Origin of the sequence: Actinoplanes sp. KI2, from assembly GCF_025630775.1 — a bacterium.
Classification (GTDB): domain Bacteria; phylum Actinomycetota; class Actinomycetes; order Mycobacteriales; family Micromonosporaceae; genus Actinoplanes.
Genome location: NZ_JAOSZE010000005.1, coordinates 60,262 through 82,556, shown reverse-complemented (window position 1 = coordinate 82,556; position 22,295 = coordinate 60,262). Strand labels below are relative to the sequence as shown.

The window sequence follows — 22,295 nt, the reverse complement described above, 5'->3', positions numbered from 1 at the left end:
AATGACCACGGAAACAAAGAGCGCCCCGCCCAGCACCAAGTCGCAGGTGCTGCGGTCGTTCGACGTCGCCGACTTCCCGGCCCTCAACGGGCTGGAGGAGGAGTGGCGCTTCACCCCGCTCAAGCGGCTCGGCGAGCTGGTCACCGCGTCACGGCTGACCGGTGTCGCGCCGGTCGTCGAGCACGGTGAGCTGCCGGTCGGCGTCGCGGTCAAGCACGTCGACGAGGCCGAGGCGGTGCTGACGCCGTTCGACCGGATCAGCGCGCTGGCGTACGGCTCGGCGGCGGGCGTGACGCTGATCGAGGTGGCGCCGGAGACGTCGACCGACGAGGCGATCGTCGTGCGCGTGCTGGGCAAGGGCGGCGATGCCGCCGCCGCCCGGACGGTGCTCCGGGTGGGTGCGTTCGCCAAGGTCACCGTCATTCTGGAGCAGACGGGTACGGCGTTGCTCGCCGACAACGTCGAGGTCGTCCTGGGCGACAGCGCTCAGCTGACGTTCGTGACGCTGGCCGAGTGGGACGCCGGCGCCGTGCAGGCCCAGCACGTGCGGTTCCGGGTCGGCAAGGACGCCCGGGTGCAGCACGTGCAGGTGGCGCTCGGCGGCGACCTGGTCCGCCAGTACACCAGCGTCGAGTACACCGGCCGGGGCGGCGACGCCGAGCTGTGGGGGCTCTACTTCGCCGACGCCGGCCAGCACTTCGAGCACCGTCAGCTGGTCGACCACAGCGTGCCCGACTGCCGCAGCTACGTGGGCTACCGCGGGGCGCTGCAGGGCTCGTCGGCGAAGACCGTCTGGGTCGGCGACGTGCTGATCCGCGCCACGGCCACCGGCACCGACACGTACGAGATCAACCGGAACCTGGTGCTGACCGACGGCGCAATCGCCCACTCGGTGCCCAACCTGGAGATCGAGACGGGCGAGGTGGTCGGCGCCGGGCACGCCAGCGCGACCGGCCGCTTCGACGACGAGCAGCTGTTCTACCTGATGGCCCGGGGCATCACCGAGGGCGAGGCGCGCAAGCTCGTGGTGCGCGGCTTCTTCGCCGAGCTGATCAACAAGATCCCGGTCGAGGAGCTGCGGTCGCGGCTCGGCGACGCGATCGAGGCGCGACTGGCCGAGGCCGGCGCGTGAACTTCGAGCTTGTCGGCTCGGCCGACGACGTCGCGAAGGGCGCCGCCATCTCGGTGGAGGTGGGCGGCATCGACATCGCCGTCGTGCGTGCCGACGACGACAACTTCTACGCCGTACGCGATGAATGCAGTCACGCCGCGGTAGCTCTCTCCGAGGGTGAGGTGGACGGCTGCACGCTCGAGTGCTGGCTGCACGGCTCGCGCTTCGACCTGCGCACCGGCCAGCCCACCGGGCTGCCCGCCACCGAGCCGGTGGCGACCTTCGCCGTCGAGATCCGCGACGGCGATCTGTACGTTTCGACCACACCGAGCAATGGAGTCAACCCGTGAGCACCCTCGAGATCCGCGACCTGAAGGTGTCGGTGAAGCTGCCCGAGGGCGAGCTGAAGCCCATCCTGGCCGGGGTCGACCTCACCGTGAAGGCCGGCGAGACCCACGCGATCATGGGGCCGAACGGGTCGGGCAAGTCGACGCTGGCCTACTCGATCGCCGGACACCCGAAGTATCAGATCACCGGCGGCACGGTGACGCTGGACGGCGAGGACGTGCTGGCCATGACCGTGGACGAGCGCGCTCGCGCCGGCCTGTTCCTGGCGATGCAGTACCCGGTCGAGGTTCCCGGCGTGTCGGTGGCGAATTTCCTGCGTACCGCGAAGACCGCGATCGACGGCGAGGCGCCGAAGCTGCGCACCTGGGCCGGCGAGCTGCGCTCGGCGATGGAGAAGCTGCAGATGGACCCGTCGTTCGCGCAGCGCAACGTCAACGAGGGCTTCTCCGGCGGTGAGAAGAAGCGGCACGAGATCATGCAGCTCGAGCTGCTCAAGCCGAAGACGGCGATCCTCGACGAGACCGACTCCGGCCTGGACATCGACGCGCTGCGGATCGTCAGCGAGGGCGTCAACCGGGTGCGCGAGACCGGCGAGACCGGCCTCCTGCTGATCACCCACTACACCCGGATCCTGCGCTACATCAAGCCGGACTTCGTGCACGTCTTCGTGGCCGGCAAGATCGTTCAAGAGGGTGGCCCGGAGCTGGCCGAGCAGCTGGAAGCCGAGGGTTACGAGCGCTACGTCGCCGCGCGCGTCTGAAGCTGGGGGAGAACGATGACGTTCGACGTGGCCCGGGTCCGAGCCGACTTCCCGATCTTCGAACGGGAGGTCAACGGCCACCCGCTCGTCTATCTGGACAGCGCCAACACCTCGCAGAAGCCTCGCCAGGTGATCGATGCCATGCGGGTGCACAACGAGCGGCACAACGGCAACGTGTCCCGCTCGGTGCACACGCTCGGCACCGAGGCCACGACGGCGTACGAGGAGGCCCGCGCGAAGGTCGCGGCCTTCGTCAACGCCGGCACCCCCGACGAGATCGTCTTCACGAAGAACTCGACCGAGGCGCTCAACCTGGTGGCGCACTCCGCCGGGCAGTACCTGGCGCTGAAGCCGGGCGACGAGATCGTGATCTCCGAGATGGAGCATCACTCGAACATCGTCCCCTGGCAGCTGCTCTGCGAGCGTACCGGCGCGACGCTGCGCTGGTTCGGCATCACCGACGACGGCCGGCTCGACGAGTCCACGTTGAGTGCTCTCGTCAACGAGCGCACCAGGCTGGTCTCGGTCGTGCACATGTCGAACACGCTGGGCACGATCAACGACGTCTCGCGGATCGTCGCGCGGGCCCGTGAGGTCGGCGCGCTGGTGGCGCTGGACTGCTCGCAGTCGGTGCCGCACCTGCCGGTCGACGTGCGCGGGCTGGGCGTGGACTTCATCGCGTTCACCGGGCACAAGATGCTCGGCCCGACCGGCATCGGCGTGCTCTGGGGCCGGTTCGACCTGCTCGCGAAGATGCCGCCGTTCCTGGGCGGCGGTTCGATGATCGAGACGGTCACCATGGCCGGCACCACCTACGCGGCGCCGCCGGCCCGGTTCGAGGCGGGCACCCCGCCGATCGCCGAGGCCATCGGGCTGGGCGCGGCCGTCGACTACCTGAACGGGCTCGGCATGGAGGCCGTCCACCAGCACGAGCAGGACATCACCGGGTACGCGTTGAAGGCTCTGAGCGATGTGCCAGGAGTGCGCATCTTCGGCCCGGCGACGCCCGAGGGGCGAGGCGGCACGCTCTCGTTCGCGCTGGACGGGGTGCACCCGCACGACGTCGGGCAGGTCCTGGACGCGCTCGGGGTCGAGGTTCGCGTCGGACATCACTGTGCGAAGCCGACCTGCGCCCGGTTCGGGGTGCCGGCCATGACGCGCGCGTCGTTCTACCTGTACACGACGACGGACGAGATCGACGCGCTGGCGCGAGGACTCGATCAGGTGAAGAGGGTGTTCGGCTGATGATGCTCGACGCGCTGTACCAGGAGATCATCCTCGATCACTACAAGCATCCGCACGGCCGTGGCCTGCGTGACCCCTTCGACGGGGAGGCGCATCACGTCAACCCGACGTGTGGCGACGAGATCACCGTACGGGTTTCAAGCGATTTTACCGATATTTCGTACGATGGTCTCGGGTGCTCGATCTCGCAGGCCTCCGCTTCTGTGCTGCACGAGCTGCTCGTCGGTCATTCGCCGGACGAGATCGCCGAGATTCATGAAGCGTTCGTCGAGCTGATGCAGGGTCGTGGGCAGGTCGAGCCGGACGAGGACGTGCTCGGGGACGCGGTGGCGTTCGCGGGCGTGGCCAAGTTCCCGGCTCGGGTGAAATGCGCGCTGCTGCCGTGGATGGCGTTCAAGGACGCCGCGGCGCGCGCGGGCGTCGATGTGGGCGTGAGCCCGGAGGTGAAGGCATGACTACCGAACAGACTCCCGCGTGGCTGGCCGAGGAGCGGGCCGCCGCAGGCACCGCTGATGAGGCGCCTTCCGTCGACCTGAACGAGGCGGCGCCCGCGCCCGCGGAACCTACAGCCGCCGCGCCCACGGCCTCGGCGCCGGCCGGCAAGGCCTCGGTCGCGGACGTCGAGGAGGCGATGAAGGACGTCGTCGACCCGGAGCTCGGGATCAACGTGGTCGACCTCGGCCTGGTCTACGGCACGTTCGTGGACGACGACAACGTGGCCACCCTGGACATGACGCTGACCTCGGCGGCCTGCCCGCTCACCGACGTGATCGAGGAGCAGACCCGGGCGGCGCTCACCACCGGACCGGGCGGCGGTCTGGTGAGCGACTTCCGGATCAACTGGGTGTGGCTGCCGCCGTGGGGTCCCGACAAGATCACGGACGATGGCCGCGAGCAGCTGCGGGCGCTCGGCTTCAACGTCTGAGCCGGTTTCTGTCGCACCCCGGTGATAGAACCGGTGCGTGACTTTCGATGAACTGCTGACACTCGTCGACGACCGGTCCGCGGCGTTGCGCTCCGCCGCCGCGGCCGCGTCGTCGCTCGAGGCCCGGGTGCCCGGCTGCCCCGACTGGGCGCTGACCGATCTGATCCGCCATCTGGGTGCCGTGCAGCGGTTCTGGGCGGTGGTGGTCCGGCTGGCCGACGCCTCGGCGCCGCCCACCGCCGAGCAACGCGGCGACCTCGACCCCCAGGGCGATCTGCTGGAGTGGTCGGCCGAGTCGACGGCGCTGCTGGTCGGGGCCCTGCGCGCGGCCGGGCCGGAAAGCGCCGCCTGGGCGTGGTGGGGCGGCTCCGGCACGCCGTTGACGGCCGCGGCGGTCGCGCGGCACCAGGTGCAGGAGGCGGCTGTGCACGCGTACGACGCGCAGGAGGCCGCCGGCGAGCCGTCGCCGCTGCCGGCCGCGGTCGCGGTCGACGGGGTCGCCGAGTTCCTGAGCGTCGGCATGGCGTCGCTGGGGAAGTGGCCGCATCGGCCGGCGCGGGTCGCGTTCACGGCGATCGAGGGGCCGTCCTGGGTGGTCGACCTGTCGCCGGCGGGGGTGCAGCTCGATCCGGCGGCCGGTGGCGAGCCGGTCACGACCGTGCACGGGTCGGCCAGCGATCTGGTGCTCGCCCTCTACAAGCGCATCCCCGTCGACGCGGTGCGCGTCGACGGGGATCGTTCCGTCTTCGACGAGATGCTGGGGTGGTCCGCCGCCGACTGAGTCGGGTGGCCGGGCCGCCGGTTCGGGCGCCGGCACGCCGCCGGTTCGGGGCGCTGGGGGTCCGGGGCGCCGGCACGCCGCCGGTTCGGGGCGCTGGCGGTTCGGGGCGTCGGCACGCCGCCGGTTCGGGGCGCTGGCGGTTCGGGGCGCTGGCCGGGGGTTCGGGGCGCTGGCCGGGGGTTCGGGGCGCTGGCGCGCGTCGGTTCGAGGCGCTGGCGCGCGTCGGTTCGGGAGCGCTGGCAGTTTCGTGGGCGTTGGTGGGGGTTCGGGGCGCTGGCGGGGTTCGGGTGCTGACGTGCCGCCGATTCCGGGGCGCTGGCAGTTCGGGGGCGCTGGCGGTTCGGGGGCGCTGGCCGGGGGGTCGGGGTGCCGACGGGGGTCGGGGCGCTGGCGGGGTCGGAGCGTTGGCAGGGGTCGGGGCACTGGGGGTCGGGGCGCTGGCGGGGGTCCGGGCGCTGGTGCGTCGCCGGCTCGGGTGTCGCGGGGTCAGATGCTGGGCAGGTGGTCGATGTCGTTGTAGCGGACCAGTTCCAGCCGTCCGTCGCGGGCCAGGAACTGGGAGATCGACGCGTTGCGGATGCTGCCGGCGGCGCGTTCGACGGCGACCACCTCGTCCCAGCCGAGCCGTTCGATGGTGGCCCGCATCATCAGCACGACCGCGTCGTGGGCGACCACCACCACCCGCTCGCCGGCGTGTTCGGCGTTGAGGTCGGCCAGGAACGCGGCGAGCCGCGCCTCGACGTCGGCGAAGGACTCGCCGTTCGGCGGGGCGTAGCGGTACTCGCCCGCCTCGGCCCGGCGGCCCGCCTCGGCCGGGAAGCGCCGGGCGACCGCGGCCCGGGTGAGCATCTCGAGGTCGCCGAGTCGCCGGTCGACGAGCCGGTCGTCGGTTTTCGGCTCGGGCAGGGACAGGCCCGAGGCCTCGGCGGCGATCCGCCACGTCTCGCGGGCGCGCAGGTAGGGCGAGGTGATCACCACCTCTGGCAGCTGCTCGGCGGGGAGCGAGGCCAGCCAGCCACCGACCGCCGCGGCCTGCCCCTCGCCGAGCTCGGTCAGCGGCACCTCGGCGTCCCGGTCGCCCGCTTCGGCGTCCAGCAGGCCCTTCGCGTCGGCGGCCGGGAAGGCCACATTGGACAGGCTCTGCCCGTGTCGTACCAGGATCAGTTCACTGACGACAGTCACCGGCCCACGTTACCCGGCGCCGAACTGCCGCTTTTATACGGAAAATCGGATATCTGTATCGGGGAATGACGGATGCGACAATCGGTGGCGTGGCTAGGACGATCAGTTACGCGGACGCGGTGCGCATCCTCGGCGGCGGCCCCGAGTCGGCCGTCTACCAGCGGGTCAACACGATGACCGGCGGCCTGCTGGCCGGCGCCGCGATCGCCGCGCCGCAGCTGCTCGCCCTGCTCGACCTGCGCACCGAGCTGGCCCGGGTCTCCGGCGAGCTGGTCACCTCGACCGCCCGGGCGATGACCGGCTCGGGCCGGCGCGATCGCACCGACCGGCTCGCCGCCGCGCACACGATCATCGTGATCGCCGCCTACTTCGACGCCCTGGCCGACGTCGACCTGTCCTGGGCCCGGCTCACCCGGGCCGACCAGCTCCGGCTGGCCGGCCAGGGCGCGGAAGGCGCCCGCGACCTCACCTCCGCGGCGCTGCGGGCCGGCGTGCCGACCCCCGAGCCGCACATCCCGAACGAGAAGTACCTGGCCGCGCTGGAGATCTTCTACGACCGGCTGACCGCCGACCTCGGCCGTTTCCTCAGCGGGCTGGCCCCGTTCGACGAGCTCAGCGAGGGGGAGCGGACCATCCTGCTGCGCGACCTCGAGGCGGGCGGCCGGCGGGCCCGCAAGCGGTACGAGGAGATGCTCCTCAACCTCATGGCGGACTGCCCCGACATGGCCCTGTGGATCGACCACCGGCATCGCAACGCGATCGAGGGCCGGCTGGACTCGCTCGAACCGTCGCTGCGCGAGCTGGAGCGGCTGCTGCGCGAGGTCGCTGCCGAGAACACCGCCGAGGGCGTGGCCAAGGCCCTCCAACGGGCGCACGCCGCCCTGCTCGAACACCGGATCGTCGAGTCGATCGACCTGCCGGACGGGCTCGGCGTGCCCACCCTGGACCGCGGCTACATCCCGCCGGCCTTCCAGGTCGCCGAGCGGGTCGAGGGCGTCTCCCCGGCCGACGAGGCCTTCTGGCAGGACCTCGGCGTACGCCACGACATCGACCGGTTCCTCGCCGGCTACCTCGGCACCCCGCGGGCGGTCCGGGCGCCGATGCTCGTGCTCGGCCAGCCCGGCGCCGGCAAGTCGGTGCTCACCCGCATCCTCGCCGCGCGGCTGTCCACCACCCGCTTCCTGCCGATCCGGGTGCCGCTGCGCGACGTCGACACCTCGCTGCGCCTTCAGCAGCAGATCGAGCAGGCGGTGCTCACCGCGACCACCGAGGAGACCACCTGGCCGTCGCTGGCCCGCTCGATCGACGCGGTACCGGTGATCATCTTTGACGGCTTCGACGAGCTGCTGCAGGCCACCGGGGTCAGCCAGAACGACTTCCTGCAGGTGGCGGCCGAGTTCCAGCAGCGCGAGCGGGAGCAGGGCCGGGCCGCCGCGGTGATCGTGACGAGCCGGACCAGCGTCGCGGACCGGGCCGCGCTGCCGCCGGAGACACTGCTGCTGCGCCTGCAACCGTTCGACGAGCCGCGCATCCGGGGCTGGGTGGACGCCTGGAACGAGGTGAACGCGACCCACCTGGCCGCCGAGGACGTCCTGGCCCACCGGGAGCTGGCCGGGCAGCCGCTGTTGCTGCTGATGCTGGCCCTGCACGACAGCGACGGGAACGCCCTGCGCCGCGGACCGGCCGGCCGGCTCACCACCGGCGAGCTCTACGAGCAGCTGCTGGTCGGCTTCGCCCGGCGCGAGGTCGGCAAGGCGTACAGCAACATCCCGGCGCGGACCGTGGACGCGCTCGCCGAGCAGGAGCTGAGCCGGCTCGCCGTGGTCGCGTTCGCGATGCTCAACCGCTCCGCCCAGTGGGTCACCGAGGAGGCGGTGAGTGCCGACCTGCGCGCAACTCTCGGTGAGCCCGCGCCGGGCCGGCAACCGCCGGTGAGCGCCGACGCGCTCACCGACTCCGAGCTGATCTTCGGCCGGTTCTTCTTCGTGCATCGGTCGCAGGCCGTCCGTGGCGGAGACACCAGGCGGACGTACGAGTTCCTGCACGCCACGTTCGGGGAGTACCTGGTCGCCCGGTTCACCTGGCAGCTGCTGGCCGAGGCGGTCGCGCGCGACGCGGTGACCCTCGCGGCGCGCCCGATGACCGGCCACGACCTGATCACCGACCTGCTCTCCGAGGTGCCGCTCACCGCCCGGGCGCCGGTGGTGCAGTTCCTGGCCGAGATGGCCGCCCGGCTGACCGCGGACGGCCGCGCCCGGTACACCGACGTGCTGATCCGGATGTTCCGCCAGGGTGAGCGCAGCGGGGACTGGGCCGCCTCGGCGTACCGGCCGGCCCCGGGCCGTAACGTGGCGGCGCGCTTCGCGGCGTACACGGCGAATCTGACGCTTCTCGCGGTCGTGACCTCGGGCGGATTGCGCTTCGGCGAGCTGGCCGAACCGGCCCGCTACGAACCGTTCCGGCAGTGGCACGACCACGCGACGCTCTGGCACGCGCAGCTGAACAACCAGGGCTGGGCCACCCTGGTCGAGACACTGGCGGTCGAGCGGTGCACCGGCTCGCGCGGCCGGGACGTGCGGCTGACCCTCGACGACGGCACGTTCGTCACGCCGCAACCCGACCCGCACTGGCTCTTCCGCCGGCCCGAGGCCGACCGCGGCAGCGTCACGATCACCGACGGCTTCGAGGTCGAGGCACGCCGCCGCCGTGTGTTCTTCCAGGGCTGCACGCAGAACGAGCTCGCCTGGTACACCCTCGAGCCGCTGCTCGACTCCCGGCTCGGGCCGACCACCGCCATGTACGCGTCCTGGTGGCAGAACGCCCCGTCGGCGGCCCAGGCGCTGCTCGCGGTCTGGCTGCTGCCAGCCTCCGGCGAGGACCCGGGCGAGGTCTACCGGCGCTGCGTGCGGATCGCCGCCGAGTTCCCGGACTGGGATCCGGAGCTGCAGGTCGCGTACGCGGATCAGCTGCTGCGCACGCTGGCCGGCCAGCACGACTGCCCGACCGAGGCGGCGGTCGACGTGCTCGGCGGCCTGACCGTCGCCTCGCCGGACGAGTGGCTGCGCGCGGCGACCGCGGTGCTGCGCCGGGCCGAGCGCGACGACCCGAACGCGGCCTGGCTCGCCGAGAGCGTGCTCAAGGTGGTCTCCGACGGCTGGACGTCGCTGACCGATCGGCGTGGCGCGATCACCGCGGCCGCCGGGGCCGTCGCCCTGTTGGAGCGTCGTCGCCGCGCGCCGGACGCGGCCGAGAAGCTCGGCCGCACCCGGGCGATCGCCGGTGGCGACGAGCTGCGCGGCGAGCTGGAGGCCTTCCGGGTACGCCTGGCCAGCCTGCGGACCACGAACGAGCGCTGGCTGGCCGACCTGAACGCGCTCTTCGACGAGTACAGCTGGCTGGCCGCCGGGTCGGACCGGCTGCACTCGTCGCTGGTGGCGCTGGCCCGGATGCCGGACACGGTCGGTGACATCGAGACGGTGCTCGCCTACGTCGACCAGTGCATCACCAACTGGCTGATCGGCAACCCGTAACGCTCCGTTAATCCGGTAGCGGGATGGCCCGGTCGCCGTCATCCTTCTCCACATGACCATGCTGCTGAAGCCCCACCCCGTCTGTGTCGCCGCGGCCGAACGGGCCGCCCGACAGCAGACGGCCGTCGCCGAAGGGTCGGTTCGTCAGCAGCTGTCGTGAGCGCGCCGTTCCTGGCGGGCGTGGTCGCCGGCTACGGCGTAGCCATGCCCGTGGGCGCCATCAGCGTCCTGATCGCCGGCCTTAGCGCCCGCACGTCACTGCGCGTAGGCGCGGCCGCGGGCCTGGGCGCGGCCACCGCCGACGGCATCTACGCGATGATCGCCGTCCTGGGCGGTGCGGCCGTGGCGAGCCTCGTCGCGCCGATCGCGACGCCGCTGCGCTGGGCCGCAGCCGCAGTGCTGCTCGGCCTGGCGGTGCTGACCGCGCGGAGCGCCTTCCGCAAACCGGGCGCCGCGCGCGCGGAACGCCCGGCCACGCCGCTGCGCGCCTACACCGGCATCCTGGCCCTGACCCTGCTCAACCCGGCCACCGTCATCTACTTCGCCGCGCTGGTGCTCGGCCGCTCCGGCGAGGGCGGCGGCGCCTGGTTCGTGATCGGCGCCTTCCTGGCCTCGGCGAGCTGGCAACTGCTGCTCGCCGGCGGCGGCTCGGTGATCGGCCGCTTCCTGACCGGCGACCGCGGCCGCATGATCACGGCATTGGTCTCCAGCGCCGTGATCGCCGTCCTCGCCGTTCTTCTCCTCTAGGCCTGGAGGTGCTTCATCGCCTCCCGCCGCGACAGCGGTGACAGCGAAGGGGTCGCCGCCACATACGCCCGCACCGACGACGGGTCGGTGCGGGCGTAGTGACGCAGGGCCCACCCGATCGCCTTGCGCACGAAGAAGTCGGGATGGCCGGCCTGCCGGGTGCAGTAGCCGAACAGCCGGTCGGTGTCGGTCGCGGCGCCGTAGTGCAGCTGGAACAGCAGAGCGGTGCGGACCAGCCACATGTTCTCGTCGGCCGACCAGGCGTCCATCACCTCGGCCAGCGCGGGATGGGCTCGGGCCAGGTCGCCCACGAACCGGGTCGCGAGCGGGTCGACCGTGTCCCACCAGGAGTTGGTGGTGATCAGCGTGCGCACCACCGGCAGGAAATCCGGCCCCGCCACCAACACGTGTTTTCGCAGGTAGTCGCAGGCCGCGTAGTGGTACTCGCGCTCGGGCAACGCCCAGCAGGAGAGCGCGACGACGGTGAGATCCTCGTCGGTGGGGCGGGGGAGGCCGGCGAACGCCGCCCGCTCGACCGCGCGCACCTCGGGCGCCGGGAGGCCGAAGAACGGGAACTGGTCGCGCATGTAGGCGGCCATCGCGACCGCTCGCTCCGGGTCACGCCGGGCGGCGAAGCCCGCCGCGAGCCGGCTCATCAGGGCGCCTGCCAGGTCTGTCACGACCCGCAGTCTGCCACCGTAGGGTGACAAGAATGGGTGAGCGCACGGCCGCGGGCGGCGGGAAGTGGGTGACGGTCGCCCCCGAGCGGCTGCCGCGCTGGCTGGAGAACTTCGTGACCCGGCACGGGGCGTACACGGAAAAGGGTTTGCTCTTGATCGCGGAGGACGGCGCCTCGGCGGAGTGGCAGCCGCCCCCGGGAGCGCCGCCGGTGGCCACAATGACCGATCTGGTGCGGGTCGCGCAGGAGCCGCGCACCCTCGGGCTGCTGCTCGCGCGCAAGGGCGCGGTCGCGGTCGGTGTCGCGCAGGGACCGGAACTGGTCACGTCCAAGGTGGAGACGCACTATGTGCAGGGGCGCACCGCGGCGGGTGGCTGGTCCCAGCAGCGCTTCGCGCGCCGGCGGGACAACCAGGCGAAGGCGGCGGCTGCCGACGGCGCCGGCATCGTGGGGCGTCTGCTTCTTCCCCGGGTACGGGACATGACGGCGCTGGTGACCGGGGGAGATCGAGCGGCGGTCGACGCCGTTCTCGCCGTGCCGACCCTGGCCCCGGTCGCCGAGTTGCGCGCCGAGCGGTTCCTGGACGTGCCCGAGCCCCGGCACGCGGTGCTGGTGTCCGCGGTGGCCGGGGCCCGGGCGGTGTCCGTGCTGGTGCGGGAACCTTAGTCGTACGGGAGCTTCAGTCGCCCTCGGTGACCGCGCCGGCGGCGAAGGTGTCGCAGGCCTCGGCCGGGTTGCCCGAATCGAAGCCGCGCTTGAACCACTTCTGGCGGTCGGCCGAGGTGCCGTGGGTGAACTCGGCCGGGTTGATCTGCTGGCCGGCCCGCTGCTGGAGCGTGTCGTCGCCGATCTGCTTGGCGGTGTCCAGCCCCTGCTGGATGTCCTGGTCGGTGATGCTCTTGAAGATCGGCTGCCCGCCGCCGCTCTTGGTCTCGGTGGCGTGGTTGGCCCAGACGCCGGCGTAGCAGTCGGCCTGCAACTCCAGCTTGACCGAGAGCAGGTTCTTCTCGCTGTTCGAGGCGCCGCTCTGCGCGGCCCGCATCTTCGCCTCGGTGCCGATCAGGTCCTGGATGTGATGGCCGTACTCGTGGGCCAGCACGTACGGCTGGGCGAACTCGCCGGGCGCGCCGAGCTGCTTGGCCAGCAGCTGGTAGAAGGTGAGGTCGATGTACACCCGGTCGTCGGCGGGGCAGTAGAACGGGCCGGTGCCCGAGTCGGCGGCGCCGCAGCCGGTGCTCACCCGGTTCGAGAAGAGCACGGTCTTGGACGGCTGGTACTGCTTGCCGAAGTACTTGGGCTCGGCGTCCTTCCAGAACGCCTGGATCGAGTTGATGTAGAGGACGTTGCGGCAGTCGAGGCTCTTGAGGCGGGTGCTCTTGTCGGCGCACTCCTTGGTGATGTTGGTGTTGTCACCGGTCGAGCCGCTGTTGCCGCCGCCGAGCTGGTTGACGCCGAAATAGCCGCCCGCCACGACCAGGATGATGGTGATGACGAGGCCGACGATGCCGCCACCGCCGATCGGGATGGGCAGGCCGCCGAAGCCGCCACCGCCACCGCCTCCTCCGCCGCGCTGGTCGTCGACCTGACTGGTGTCGATGTCAGCGTTCTCGTTGAGTTCCATTCCATCCTCACTGACGCCGGGGTTGCGCCACGGATACCCGTTGATCTTGGTCGGTAATCGGGTGGGAGGTGCCGTCCACCGCCCGGTAGTATGGCGCAGTGCTGCTCTGCGAAGGCTGACCTGCCGGAGTCAGCCTTCCTCTCGAGAGCGAGTTTCCACATGATCACCGCCACCGGACTGGAACTTCGTGCCGGCGCCCGGATCCTGCTGTCCCCGACCACGCTACGGGTCCAGCCCGGCGACCGGATCGGCCTGGTCGGCCGTAACGGCGCCGGCAAGACCACCACGCTGAAGGTGCTGGCCGGCGAGGGCATCCCGTACGCCGGCGCCGTGGACCGGACCAGCGAGGTGGGCTACCTGCCGCAGGATCCGCGTACCGGCGATCTGAACGTCACCGGTCGCGACCGGGTGCTCTCCGCCCGCGGGCTGGACGCGCTTCTCGCCGAGATGCAGAAGCTCGAGGTCGAGCTCGAGGAGAGCGCCGACGACAAGCTGGTCCGCCGGTACGGCCACCTCGAGGACCAGTTCGCCGCCCTCGGTGGGTATGCCGCCGAGGCCGAGGCCGCCCGGATCTGCGCGAACCTGGGCCTGCCCGACCGCGCCTTGGCCCAGACCATCGGCACCCTCTCCGGCGGTCAGCGGCGCCGGATCGAGCTGGCCCGCATCCTGTTCGCCGACTCGGGGCAGAACGGCAAGGGCATCCTGCTGCTCGACGAGCCCACCAACCACCTCGACCAGGACTCGATCTCCTGGCTGCGGTCGTACATGGCGCAGCACAAGGGCGGCCTCGTGGTGATCAGCCACGACGTGGAGCTGCTCGACGCCGCGGTCAACAAGGTCTGGTACCTGGACGCCAACCGCTCGGTCGTCGACATCTACAACGTCGGCTGGAAGAAGTACCTCGAGCAGCGGGAGACCGACGAGCGCCGGCGCCGCCGGGAGCGGGCCAACGCGGAGAAGAAGGCGGGCGCCCTGATGGCGCAGGCCGACAAGATGCGGGCCAAGGCCACCAAGACGGTCGCCGCGCAGAACATGGCCCGCCGCGCGGAGAAGCTGCTCGGCGGCCTGGAGGACAACCGGGTCGCGGACAAGGTGGCCAAGGTGCGGTTCCCGCAGCCGGCCGCGTGCGGCAAGACGCCGCTCACCGCGGTCGGGCTGTCGAAGTCGTACGGGTCGCTGGAGATCTTCGCGGATGTGGACGTGGCGGTCGACCGCGGCTCCCGGGTGGCCATCCTCGGCCTCAACGGCGCCGGCAAGACGACGCTGCTGCGTATCCTCGGCGGCCTGCTGGCGTCCGACACCGGCGAGGTGCGGCCCGGGCACGGCCTGCGGCTCGGCTACTACGCGCAGGAGCACGAGACGCTCGACGTCGATCGGACCATCCTCGAGCACATGCGCAGCGCCGCCGCCGACCAGACCGACACCGACCTGCGCAAGATTCTCGGCGCGTTCCTGTTCTCCGGCGACGACGTGGAGAAGCCGGCCGGCGTGCTCTCCGGCGGGGAGAAGACCCGGCTCGCCCTGGCCACGCTGGTCTGCTCGGGCGCGAACGTGCTGCTGCTCGACGAGCCCACCAACAACCTCGACCCGATCAGCCGCGAGCAGGTGCTGGACGCCATCGCCAACTACCCGGGGGCGATCGTGCTGGTCACCCACGATGCGGGCGCGGTGCAGGCGCTGAAGCCGGACCGCGCGATCCTGCTGCCCGACGGCGACGAGGACGCCTGGAGCGACGATCTCCTGGAGCTCGTCGAGTTGGCCTAGGACTGGACCTTCGCGATCGTCAGTTGTCAACTGGTGCCCACACAGACAGTGCGACGTTCGGGCGTTTGCGGTCAGGCCGGGCATCCGCCGGATCATGGCGAAGTTGGCACACTCGGCGTGCGAGCGGTGCGTGTTCGTTGCATCGACAGTGCGTCATGTCTCGCCGGCGGGTCTCCTCGATCGAGTGTTTCCGCAGGTGATCCATGGTCTTGGGAGCAGGGCCCGGCCACCTACCGGGTGGTCGGAAAGACTCTCGGCCTAACGTCAGTTAAGTGTCTGACATTGATGCAGGTGGTCAGCGTCAAGTTCCTGACAGTGCTAAATGGGCACGTTGGCTAAGCCAAGATGGCTAGCGCATGATCGTTGGAGGCGGTCTAATAGGTGGGACCGTATCGAACCGCACAGTCTGGGACGTGAGGATTCAACATGGCAGCCACGGGCACAGCCACCAGCACTGAGAAGGGTCGCCGAATCGTCGGCAGCGAGCGCCAGTCACTAGCGAAGGATCTGGTCAAGCGTTACACCTCTGGCGAGAGCATTCGCGCGCTCGCGGCTTCGACCGGACGTTCCTACGGATTCGTGCACCGGGTGCTGACCGAGTCGGGCGTGCAGCTGCGCCAGCGGGGCGGCGCTCGCCGGCGCAAGAAGGCGTGACGACGGAGAACGCCGAGCCCGGTAGTGCCGTGCCTGCCGACGAGGCAGGTGTTCGCTACGACCTGGACGGGCCGGTCGCAACGGTGACGTTGTGCCGGCCCCAGGTGCTCAATGCACAGACTCCGGCGATGTGGGCCGAGCTGGCGAACATTTCACGGAAATTGCCGGGTGGCGTCCGAGTCGTCATTGTCCGAGGCGAGGGGCGCGCGTTTTCCGCGGGCCTGGATCTGTCGTCCGCGCGCGGCGACGGCGATTCTTCTCTGGCTCGCCTCGCGCAGTTGTCACCATCCGAGTGCGCCGATCGGATTGCCGGCTTCCAGTCGGCGTTCACGTGGTTGCGTAACCCGTCGATCGTGACGATCGCGGCAGTACAGGGACATGCCATCGGGGCGGGATTCCAGCTCGCGCTGAACTGTGACATGCGGGTGCTCGCCGACGACGCACGGTTCTCGATGGCCGAGGTGACGCTGGGTCTGGTACCCGACCTGGGCGGCACCAAACGGCTCAGCGAACTGGTCGGGGTGTCCCGGGCACTGGAGATCTGCGTCACCGGCCGCCGTATTCCGGCGGACGAGGCCGACCGGATCGGGCTGGCCACCGCCGTGGTTCCCGGTTCCGCTCTCGGCGAAGCGGTCAATGATCTGGCGGCGGCCATTCTGTCCGCCCCGGACGGGACGATTCCCGAGATCAAGGGCCTGTTCACCGGGATCGGTCAGCGTTCGTACGCGGATCAGGACCGGACCGAGCGGGAAGCGCAGACCCGCCGCATTCGCGATCTCCTCGGTACCGGGGAGTAAACCGAGCTCGTCCCGGGTTGTCGTACCCGCGGTGCAGACTGTGCACCTGCCCGCCCCACGACAGCCCGGGAGGTGAACCGATGGGCCCGTCCTCGAGCACGTCCAGCTGGATGATGCTGCGTTCGATCCAGAATTCCGATCGGGTCACGAAGCACCGCCTCACGCGCGGCACCACCCGCCGGATCATGCGCTTCGCCCGGCCCTATCGCCGCGACATCGTGGTTTTCCTGCTCACCGTCGTCCTCGACGCCGTGATCGGGGTGGCCACCCCGCTGCTGGCCGGCCACGTGGTCAACGCCATCACCGGTGGCGGCGCCGGCGCGGCCGGGGTGATCACCCGGCTGGCCCTGGCGATCGCCGTCCTCGCGGTCGTCGACGCGTTCCTGTCGCTCGCCCAGCGCTGGTATTCGGCCCGCATCGGCGAGGGCATCATCCTCGACCTGCGCACCCAGGTGTACGACCACGTCCAGCGCATGCCGCTGCAGTTCTTCACCCGCACCCAGACCGGGGCCCTGGTCAGCCGGCTCAACAACGACGTGCTGGGCGCCCAGCGGGCGTTCACCTCGACGCTCTCCGGCGTGGTCAGCAACGTCATCCAGCTGGTGCTCACCGCCGTGGTCATGTTCAGCCTGTCCTGGCAGATCACCGTGCTGTCGCTGGCCCTGCTGCCGCTGTTCATCCTTCCGGCGCGCCGGGTCGGCAAGCGGCTCGCCGAGATCACCCGCGAGTCGTACAACCTCGACGCCAAGATGAACGCGACGATGACCGAGCGGTTCAACGTCTCCGGCGCCCTGCTGGTCAAGCTGTTCGGCCGGCCCGACGACGAGGCCGCGCGCTTCGGGGCGCGGGCCGCGCGGGTCCGTGACATCGGCGTCCAGCAGGCGATGTACTCGCGCACCTTCTTCGTGGCGATGCTCCTGGTCGCGTCGCTGGCGCAGGCGCTCACCTACGGCCTCGGCGGCTGGCTCGCGGTCACCGGCGCGGTCACCGCCGGCACGGTGGTCACGCTCGCGCTGCTGCTCACCCGTCTGTACGGGCCGCTCACCGCGCTGAGCAACGTGCGGGTCGACGTGATGAGCGCGCTGGTCTCATTCGACCGGGTCTTCGAGGTGCTCGATCTCCAGCCGGGCATCGCCGAGAAGCCGGATGCCGTCGACGTCCCGGCCGGCGCGGGCCGGATCGAGTTCCGCGACGTGCACTTCCGCTATCCGAGCGCGAACGAGGTGTCGCTGGCGACGCTGGAGGACGTCGCGACCCTCGACCGCACCGAGTCCGCGCCGGTGCTCAAGGGCGTCGACTTCACCGTCGAACCGGGCCAGTTGGTCGCGCTCGTCGGCCCGTCCGGCGCCGGCAAGTCGACCACCTCGATGCTGGTCTCCCGGGTCTACGACGTCACCGACGGCGCGGTGCTGGTCGGCGGGGTCGACGTGCGGGACGCCACGCTCGGCTCGCTGCGCGACACCATCGGCGTGGTCACCCAGGATTCGCACCTGTTCCACGAGACGATCGCCGAGAACCTCCGGTACGCCCAGCCGGACGCGACCGAGGACCAGATGTGGGCGGCGCTGGCGGGAGCGCAGGTCGCCGGCCTGGTGCGCGCGCTGCCCGACGGGCTGGAGACGGTGGTCGGCGAGCGCGGGTACCGCTTCTCCGGGGGCGAGAAACAGCGGATCGCGATCGCCCGGCTGCTGCTCAAGCACCCGTCGATCGTCATACTCGACGAGGCCACCGCCCACCTGGACAGCGAGTCGGAGGCGGCCGTGCAGCGGGCGCTCACGGTGGCGCTGGAGGGCCGCACGGCGCTGGTCATCGCCCACCGGCTCTCCACCGTGCGCGACGCCGACCAGATCCTGGTGCTCGACGACGGCCGGATCGTCGAGCGCGGCCGGCACGAGGAGCTGGTCGCGGCCGGCGGGCTGTATGCGGAGCTGTACCGCACCCAGTTCGCGGTGTCGTCGCCCGAGGCCGAGGCGCCGCCCTACGAGCAGGGCGACGTGGAGATCATCACGGTCCCGGCCGGCTCGGTCGAGCCCTAACCGGCCGGCCCGCCCGCGTCGGCGGCGGGACCGGGCGGATGCCTGGCCGCCGACCCGCTCGGCTGGCTTGCGGCGGGGCCGCCCGGCTGGCTTGCTGCGGGGCCGCCCGGCTGCCTGGCTGCGGGGCCGGCCGGCTGGCTTGCGGCGGGGCCGCCCGGCTGGCTTGCGGCGGGGTTGGTCGGCTGCGTTGCGGGGTCGGCCGGCTGGGATCTGCGGCGGGTGCAGGCCCGACGACGAGACCACGGTGGCGTTGCGGCTGTTGGCCGACCGCCCGTCGGGCCGGCACGACATTACGGTGGCAGACCGGATACCGAGCTTGCGTTGTAGCGCGCTCGAAGCCATAGCCTCGTGGCCATGAAGGCGAACGAGCAGTTGGCGGAGGCGTTGCGCCTGGCCGTCGACCCGCCCGGCGGCGTGTCGGTTGCTGCGTTGCGGCGCCTGGTCATGGAGGACCTGGCCCAGCAGTGGGACATTGCGACGGCGGCCCAGTACGTCGGTGTGAGCCCGCACACGCTGCGCTATTACGAGCGGGTCGGCCTGATCACGGTGCCTCGCAACGCCGCTGGGCATCGCGTCTACGATGCCTCGTCCGTCCGGCGCCTGGTGTTCTTGACACGGATGCGCACCTCTGGCATGCCGATCAGCGACCTGCGCCACTACGTCGCGCTCGTCGATCGCGGCGACGCCACCATTCCCGACCGCCTCGACATGCTCCTCGAGCACCGCGACACGTTGCGGGCCCAGCTAGCGCAGATCCAACTCGCTCTGGCCGCTACCGAATACAAGATCGCCACGTACGGAGGATCGGCTCAGCCATGAGCAATTTTCAGCACGACATCGATAGCGCAGACAACCTCAAACGGCGTAGCCATGGCCTGGATGTTCTCGCCAGGATCGATGGAGATGCCGGGACGGGGGTGATCGGCTCGCTGGCCGATCTGTCGCCCGCCCTGGGCCACCATGTGGCAGCGTTCGCCTTCGGCGACATCTACGACCGGCCGGGGCTCGACGCACGGTCCCGGCAGCTGGTCACGATCGGCGTGCTGACCGCCCTCGGCGGGTGCGAACCTCAGCTCAGGGTGCACGTAGGGGCCGCACTCAACGTCGGCCTGACCCCGGACGAGATCGTCGAGGCGATACTGCACGCCGCCGTTTACGCCGGGTTCCCGCGGGCACTGAACGCCACCTTCGCCGCGAAGGAGGTCTTCGACAGCCGCGGGATCCGGCCTTCCCCGGCGAACTCCTCGTCCGCCGAGAGGAAATGACGCCTCTGCGATGCGCCGTGATGTCGTTGTAACCGGCGCAGGCCCCGTCGCCGTATTTCGCGACGCATTGACTGTTCAGGTTGATCGTGCTCCGTGACCTCCAGCGCCGGCCTTGCGGCCGGTGAGGGACAGCAGCCGGGTGAACTCGTCGGCGTCCGGCGGGAACTCGGTCATCTCGGCGAAGGCGCCCCGCTCGCGGCCCAGCGGCGCCATCTGCTCGGTGAACGGGGTGACCGCGGCGACGACCTCCGGGCTGGGCGTGTAGTCCTGACCGGTGCCCTGCGAGAGATCCCAGCCGTGCACGGTCAGGTCGACCAGCACCAGGTTGGCCACGACCGCCTGCGGGAGCCCCATCCGGGGCGAGGTCCCCTCGATCGCGGCCGGCTCCGACCAGGCGTCGACCAGCTTGCGGGTCTCGTCGGCGAACCGGTTCCGCCAGTCGCCGGCGAGGAAGTCCGGCTTGGTGTCGAAGTCGGCGTCCTGCTTGGTCGCCAGCGCCTGGAAGTTCACCACGACCTGGAACAGGTGGTTCACCAGGTCGCGCACCTGGAACTCGGCGCACGGGGTGGGGTCGGAGAGCTGGGTGTCATCGATGCCGTGCACCACCGGAACGGTCCGCTCGGCGGCGGCCGCCAGTAACTCGCTGATCCTGGTCGTCATGACCTGCCACCGTAGCGGAGTGCAGCCGGGCGAACTCGGCCGCCAGACCCTCGATCTGGTAGTGAGCGTTCAAGCCGCTCGGGTTCGGCAGCACCCAGACCGGCACCCCGCCGACCGTCTGCTCCTGCGGCCCGATCGCCGCCGTTCGCCGCCCGAAGGCCGTCCGGTACGCGGTCACCCCGAGCACGGCCAGATACCGAGGACGCCACGTCGCGGCGAGCTCGGCCAGGATCGCGCCGCCCTCGACCAGCTCGGCCGTGGACAGCTCGTCGGCCCGCGCGGTGGCCCGGGCGACCACATTGGTGATGCCCAGCCCCATCGCCGGCAGCCGGGCCTGCTCGGAGGGGTGCAGCAGCCGCGGGGTGAACCCGGACCGGTGCAGCGCCGGCCAGAAGCGGTTGCCCGGCCGGGCGAAGTGATGCCCGGTGGCGGCTGAGTAGAGGCTCGGGTTGATCCCGGAGAACAGCACCCGCAGGTCCGGCCCGATCAGGTCGGGAATGGTGCGTCCGGCCGCGGCCGCCACCTCGCCCGCGGTCGGCTTCTCAAAAAGCGGTTCAGAGCGCACGCAGGTATCCGCCGTCCACCGGGACGACCGCCCCGGTCACGTACCCGGCAGCGGGGGAGAGCACGAACGCCGCCACCTTGCCGAACTCCTCCGGCTCGCCGACCCGGCGCAGCGGGATCGTCCCGGCCGCCTCGGCCGCGGCCGCCGCCGGGTCGTCGGCGTCCGCGAACAGCTCCCGGTTGCGGTCGGTCATGATCCGGCCAGGCAGCAGGCCGACGATCCGGACGCCGCGTGGACCGTACTCGTCGGCCATGTCCTTGGCCGCCATCGCGAGCCCCGGCCGCAGCCCGTTGGACAGCCCCAGCCCGGTCAGCGGCGTCTTCACCGTGGTGGACAGCACCACGCCGATGGCGGCGCCCTCGGACAGCGCCGAGGCGATCACCCGCAACGCGCGTACGGTCCCGAGGAACACCGTCTCGAACGCCGACCGCCACTGCTCGTCCGTCATCGCGGCGGCGGTGCCGGGCGGCGGCCCGCCGACCGAGATCAGCGCGCCGTCCAGCCGGCCGAAGTGGTTCGTCGCCGCCTGGATCAGCCGGTCCGGCGTGTCCTGGTCGGTCAGGTCGGCGACCACCCCGATCGCGAGCGGCCCGAGCGACTCGGCGGCCGCGGCCACGTGCTCCGGGTCGCGCGACGACAGCACCACCCTGGCCCCGTCCGCGACGAGCGCCTGGGCGGTGGCGTAGCCCAGCCCCCGCGAACCCCCGGTGATGATGTAGACGCGTCCGTCGAGGCCGAGATCCATGGCGTCGATCCTGCCACCTCAGGGTCTATGCAGAGCGGCGGCGGTGGCGGCGTCGGCGGGCAGGAACGCCTCGATGGCGAGTTCGGCCAGGGTGACGTCGAGCGGCGTACCGAGCACCGAGGTGATGCTGAAGAACGTGAGGTCGCCGAAGCGGAGCGGCACGACCAGCCCGGTGGGTGTGCCGCCGACCGTGCCGCCCGGGTAGCCGGCCAGCTCGGCGTGCAGGTCGCGCAGCGCGGGGTCGGCGGTGTGCGCGGCCTGCTGGTCGAGTCGGTGCAGCACGTGCGTGCGCCACTCGGCCAGGTTCCCGATCCGCGGCGCCATCCCCGCCGGGTGCAGCGACAGCCGGAGCACGTTCACCGGCGGCTCCAGCAGCCACGCCGCGCAGCCATCGGTGAACCGGCCGACCGCGTCGTTCGCATCGATCATCGTCCAGTGCCGGTCGATCAGCACGGCCGGGTACGGGTCGTGGCCGGTCAGCACGTCCCGCAGGGACGACAGCACGTCCGACAGCGGCGCGTCCCGCAGACCGGTCTCCGCCCAGGCCGGGGCGTACCCGCCGGCCAGCAGCAGCTCGTTCTGCCCGCGCAGCGGCACCTCGAGCCGGGACGCGAGCCGAAGGATCATCTCCCGGGTCGGCCGCGACCGTCCGGTCTCCACGAACGACAGGTGCCGCGCCGACACACCGGCCGTCGAGGAGAGCTCCAGCTGGCTCATCCGCCGAGTGGTTCGCCACTCGCGCAGCAGCGTGCCGACGTCACTCATGCGGGAAGCCTAGGTACCGCGCGGGAACGGGCGCCATTACCTCCGACGTAATCGACCGCATGACCCAACCTCGGCGAGGGTTGGCCCCGTCATAGTCACAGCGAAGGGAAAGACG

The 22,295-nt window shown here is 71.2% G+C and carries 23 protein-coding genes; 16 read left to right on the top strand and 7 right to left on the bottom strand.

The genetic code is table 11. The features are described from left to right. The first annotated feature begins 1 nt into the window (after window position 1). Genes sufD through ODJ79_RS06810 form a run of 7 tightly spaced genes read left to right on the top strand, consistent with a single transcriptional unit; the run spans window position 2 to window position 5,170 of the window. On the top strand, window positions 2-1,132 hold the full coding sequence (sufD, locus tag ODJ79_RS06840; RefSeq protein ID WP_263022455.1) for a Fe-S cluster assembly protein SufD: 1,131 nt from the start codon (window positions 2-4) through the stop codon (window positions 1,130-1,132). Further along, window positions 1,129-1,461 (top strand): non-heme iron oxygenase ferredoxin subunit, encoded by a 333-nt coding sequence (locus ODJ79_RS06835; RefSeq protein ID WP_263022454.1) that lies wholly within the window; start codon window positions 1,129-1,131, stop codon window positions 1,459-1,461. The genes sufD and ODJ79_RS06835 overlap by 4 nt, the downstream gene beginning before the upstream one ends. Further along, window positions 1,458-2,219 carry a Fe-S cluster assembly ATPase SufC gene (sufC, locus tag ODJ79_RS06830; protein ID WP_263022453.1) on the top strand — a complete coding sequence of 254 codons (762 nt, stop codon included), beginning with the start codon at window positions 1,458-1,460 and terminating at the stop codon, window positions 2,217-2,219. The genes ODJ79_RS06835 and sufC overlap by 4 nt, the downstream gene beginning before the upstream one ends. A gap of 15 nt (window positions 2,220-2,234) precedes the next feature. Beyond that, on the top strand, window positions 2,235-3,464 hold the full coding sequence (locus tag ODJ79_RS06825) for a cysteine desulfurase (protein ID WP_263022452.1): 1,230 nt from the start codon (window positions 2,235-2,237) through the stop codon (window positions 3,462-3,464). Beyond that, a complete protein-coding gene (gene sufU / locus ODJ79_RS06820; protein ID WP_263022451.1) occupies window positions 3,464-3,919 on the top strand; it encodes a Fe-S cluster assembly sulfur transfer protein SufU in 456 nt (151 codons plus the stop codon). The genes ODJ79_RS06825 and sufU overlap by 1 nt, the downstream gene beginning before the upstream one ends. 23 nt (window positions 3,920-3,942) lie before the next feature. After that, a complete protein-coding gene (locus ODJ79_RS06815) occupies window positions 3,943-4,389 on the top strand; it encodes a metal-sulfur cluster assembly factor (protein ID WP_411267274.1) in 447 nt (148 codons plus the stop codon). A 37-nt stretch (window positions 4,390-4,426) separates the two neighbouring features. Continuing rightward, window positions 4,427-5,170: a maleylpyruvate isomerase family mycothiol-dependent enzyme gene (locus ODJ79_RS06810; protein WP_263022449.1), complete on the top strand. Its 744-nt coding sequence runs from the start codon at window positions 4,427-4,429 to the stop codon at window positions 5,168-5,170. Between the two features lie 486 nt (window positions 5,171-5,656). Here ODJ79_RS06810 and ODJ79_RS06805 read toward each other — a convergent pair whose 3' ends face one another. Continuing rightward, window positions 5,657-6,352 carry a histidine phosphatase family protein gene (locus ODJ79_RS06805; protein ID WP_263022448.1) on the bottom strand — a complete coding sequence of 232 codons (696 nt, stop codon included), beginning with the start codon at window positions 6,350-6,352 and terminating at the stop codon, window positions 5,657-5,659. Window positions 6,353-6,441: 89 nt separating this feature from the next. Between ODJ79_RS06805 and ODJ79_RS06800 the strand changes: the two genes are divergently transcribed. Both ODJ79_RS06800 and ODJ79_RS06795 read left to right on the top strand, forming a co-directional pair. Next, entirely contained in the window at window positions 6,442-9,882 is a 3,441-nt protein-coding gene (locus ODJ79_RS06800; RefSeq protein ID WP_263022447.1) for an NACHT domain-containing protein, read from the top strand. A gap of 204 nt (window positions 9,883-10,086) precedes the next feature. After that, window positions 10,087-10,629 carry a LysE family transporter gene (locus ODJ79_RS06795; RefSeq protein ID WP_263022604.1) on the top strand — a complete coding sequence of 181 codons (543 nt, stop codon included), beginning with the start codon at window positions 10,087-10,089 and terminating at the stop codon, window positions 10,627-10,629. On the opposite strand, the gene ODJ79_RS06790 is transcribed toward ODJ79_RS06795, so the two are convergent. Continuing rightward, the gene (locus ODJ79_RS06790) at window positions 10,626-11,309 is read right to left on the bottom strand and encodes a DNA alkylation repair protein (RefSeq protein ID WP_263022446.1); all 684 of its coding nucleotides are present in this window, start codon (window positions 11,307-11,309) and stop codon (window positions 10,626-10,628) included. The two genes, ODJ79_RS06795 and ODJ79_RS06790, sit on opposite strands and share 4 nt — an antisense overlap. Before the next feature lie 32 nt (window positions 11,310-11,341). Between ODJ79_RS06790 and ODJ79_RS06785 the strand changes: the two genes are divergently transcribed. Then, on the top strand, window positions 11,342-11,974 hold the full coding sequence (locus ODJ79_RS06785) for an acVLRF1 family peptidyl-tRNA hydrolase (RefSeq protein WP_263022445.1): 633 nt from the start codon (window positions 11,342-11,344) through the stop codon (window positions 11,972-11,974). A gap of 13 nt (window positions 11,975-11,987) precedes the next feature. On the opposite strand, the gene ODJ79_RS06780 is transcribed toward ODJ79_RS06785, so the two are convergent. Continuing rightward, window positions 11,988-12,929: a neutral zinc metallopeptidase gene (locus tag ODJ79_RS06780; RefSeq protein ID WP_263022444.1), complete on the bottom strand. Its 942-nt coding sequence runs from the start codon at window positions 12,927-12,929 to the stop codon at window positions 11,988-11,990. A 159-nt stretch (window positions 12,930-13,088) separates the two neighbouring features. Here ODJ79_RS06780 and ODJ79_RS06775 point away from each other — a divergent pair, with 159 nt between their 5' ends. From ODJ79_RS06775 to ODJ79_RS06750, 6 genes are all read left to right on the top strand, one after another. Then, window positions 13,089-14,693 (top strand): ABC-F family ATP-binding cassette domain-containing protein, encoded by a 1,605-nt coding sequence (locus ODJ79_RS06775; protein ID WP_263022443.1) that lies wholly within the window; start codon window positions 13,089-13,091, stop codon window positions 14,691-14,693. Window positions 14,694-15,119: 426 nt separating this feature from the next. Beyond that, the gene (locus ODJ79_RS06770; RefSeq protein ID WP_014441759.1) at window positions 15,120-15,347 is read left to right on the top strand and encodes a helix-turn-helix domain-containing protein; all 228 of its coding nucleotides are present in this window, start codon (window positions 15,120-15,122) and stop codon (window positions 15,345-15,347) included. A gap of 29 nt (window positions 15,348-15,376) precedes the next feature. Then, entirely contained in the window at window positions 15,377-16,144 is a 768-nt protein-coding gene (locus ODJ79_RS06765; RefSeq protein WP_263022603.1) for an enoyl-CoA hydratase/isomerase family protein, read from the top strand. An 80-nt stretch (window positions 16,145-16,224) separates the two neighbouring features. Beyond that, complete coding sequence (locus tag ODJ79_RS06760; protein ID WP_263022442.1) at window positions 16,225-18,180, top strand: ABC transporter ATP-binding protein; 1,956 nt, start codon at window positions 16,225-16,227, stop codon at window positions 18,178-18,180. A 354-nt stretch (window positions 18,181-18,534) separates the two neighbouring features. Next, window positions 18,535-18,999: a MerR family transcriptional regulator gene (locus tag ODJ79_RS06755; protein WP_263022441.1), complete on the top strand. Its 465-nt coding sequence runs from the start codon at window positions 18,535-18,537 to the stop codon at window positions 18,997-18,999. After that, window positions 18,996-19,445: a carboxymuconolactone decarboxylase family protein gene (locus ODJ79_RS06750; protein ID WP_263022440.1), complete on the top strand. Its 450-nt coding sequence runs from the start codon at window positions 18,996-18,998 to the stop codon at window positions 19,443-19,445. Before ODJ79_RS06755 ends, ODJ79_RS06750 begins: the two co-directional genes overlap by 4 nt. A gap of 75 nt (window positions 19,446-19,520) precedes the next feature. Here ODJ79_RS06750 and ODJ79_RS06745 read toward each other — a convergent pair whose 3' ends face one another. From ODJ79_RS06745 to ODJ79_RS06730, 4 genes are read right to left on the bottom strand one after another with little or no spacing between them, the layout of a single operon-like run. Beyond that, window positions 19,521-20,105 carry a TIGR03086 family metal-binding protein gene (locus tag ODJ79_RS06745; protein ID WP_263022439.1) on the bottom strand — a complete coding sequence of 195 codons (585 nt, stop codon included), beginning with the start codon at window positions 20,103-20,105 and terminating at the stop codon, window positions 19,521-19,523. Beyond that, entirely contained in the window at window positions 20,032-20,670 is a 639-nt protein-coding gene (mug, locus tag ODJ79_RS06740) for a G/U mismatch-specific DNA glycosylase (protein WP_263022438.1), read from the bottom strand. The genes ODJ79_RS06745 and mug overlap by 74 nt, the downstream gene beginning before the upstream one ends. Then, the gene (locus ODJ79_RS06735) at window positions 20,660-21,415 is read right to left on the bottom strand and encodes an SDR family oxidoreductase (RefSeq protein ID WP_263022437.1); all 756 of its coding nucleotides are present in this window, start codon (window positions 21,413-21,415) and stop codon (window positions 20,660-20,662) included. The genes mug and ODJ79_RS06735 overlap by 11 nt, the downstream gene beginning before the upstream one ends. 18 nt (window positions 21,416-21,433) lie before the next feature. Beyond that, window positions 21,434-22,180: a helix-turn-helix domain-containing protein gene (locus ODJ79_RS06730; RefSeq protein ID WP_263022436.1), complete on the bottom strand. Its 747-nt coding sequence runs from the start codon at window positions 22,178-22,180 to the stop codon at window positions 21,434-21,436. Between the last annotated feature and the right edge of the window lie 115 nt (window positions 22,181-22,295).

What these genes read in the sequence shown, in the direction of transcription:
- sufD (WP_263022455.1), top strand. Translation starts at nt 2, where the DNA reads ATGACCACGGAAACAAAGAGCGCCCCGCCCAGCACCAAGTCGCAGGTG.
- ODJ79_RS06825 (WP_263022452.1), top strand. Translation starts at nt 2,235, where the DNA reads ATGACGTTCGACGTGGCCCGGGTCCGAGCCGACTTCCCGATCTTCGAA.
- sufU (WP_263022451.1), top strand. Translation starts at nt 3,464, where the DNA reads ATGATGCTCGACGCGCTGTACCAGGAGATCATCCTCGATCACTACAAG.
- ODJ79_RS06795 (WP_263022604.1), top strand. Translation starts at nt 10,087, where the DNA reads ATGCCCGTGGGCGCCATCAGCGTCCTGATCGCCGGCCTTAGCGCCCGC.
- ODJ79_RS06785 (WP_263022445.1), top strand. Translation starts at nt 11,342, where the DNA reads ATGGGTGAGCGCACGGCCGCGGGCGGCGGGAAGTGGGTGACGGTCGCC.
- ODJ79_RS06780 (WP_263022444.1), bottom strand. Translation starts at nt 12,929, where the DNA reads ATGGAACTCAACGAGAACGCTGACATCGACACCAGTCAGGTCGACGAC.
- ODJ79_RS06775 (WP_263022443.1), top strand. Translation starts at nt 13,089, where the DNA reads ATGATCACCGCCACCGGACTGGAACTTCGTGCCGGCGCCCGGATCCTG.
- ODJ79_RS06770 (WP_014441759.1), top strand. Translation starts at nt 15,120, where the DNA reads ATGGCAGCCACGGGCACAGCCACCAGCACTGAGAAGGGTCGCCGAATC.
- ODJ79_RS06760 (WP_263022442.1), top strand. Translation starts at nt 16,225, where the DNA reads ATGGGCCCGTCCTCGAGCACGTCCAGCTGGATGATGCTGCGTTCGATC.
- ODJ79_RS06755 (WP_263022441.1), top strand. Translation starts at nt 18,535, where the DNA reads ATGAAGGCGAACGAGCAGTTGGCGGAGGCGTTGCGCCTGGCCGTCGAC.
- ODJ79_RS06750 (WP_263022440.1), top strand. Translation starts at nt 18,996, where the DNA reads ATGAGCAATTTTCAGCACGACATCGATAGCGCAGACAACCTCAAACGG.
- ODJ79_RS06745 (WP_263022439.1), bottom strand. Translation starts at nt 20,105, where the DNA reads ATGACGACCAGGATCAGCGAGTTACTGGCGGCCGCCGCCGAGCGGACC.
- ODJ79_RS06735 (WP_263022437.1), bottom strand. Translation starts at nt 21,415, where the DNA reads ATGGATCTCGGCCTCGACGGACGCGTCTACATCATCACCGGGGGTTCG.
- ODJ79_RS06730 (WP_263022436.1), bottom strand. Translation starts at nt 22,180, where the DNA reads ATGAGTGACGTCGGCACGCTGCTGCGCGAGTGGCGAACCACTCGGCGG.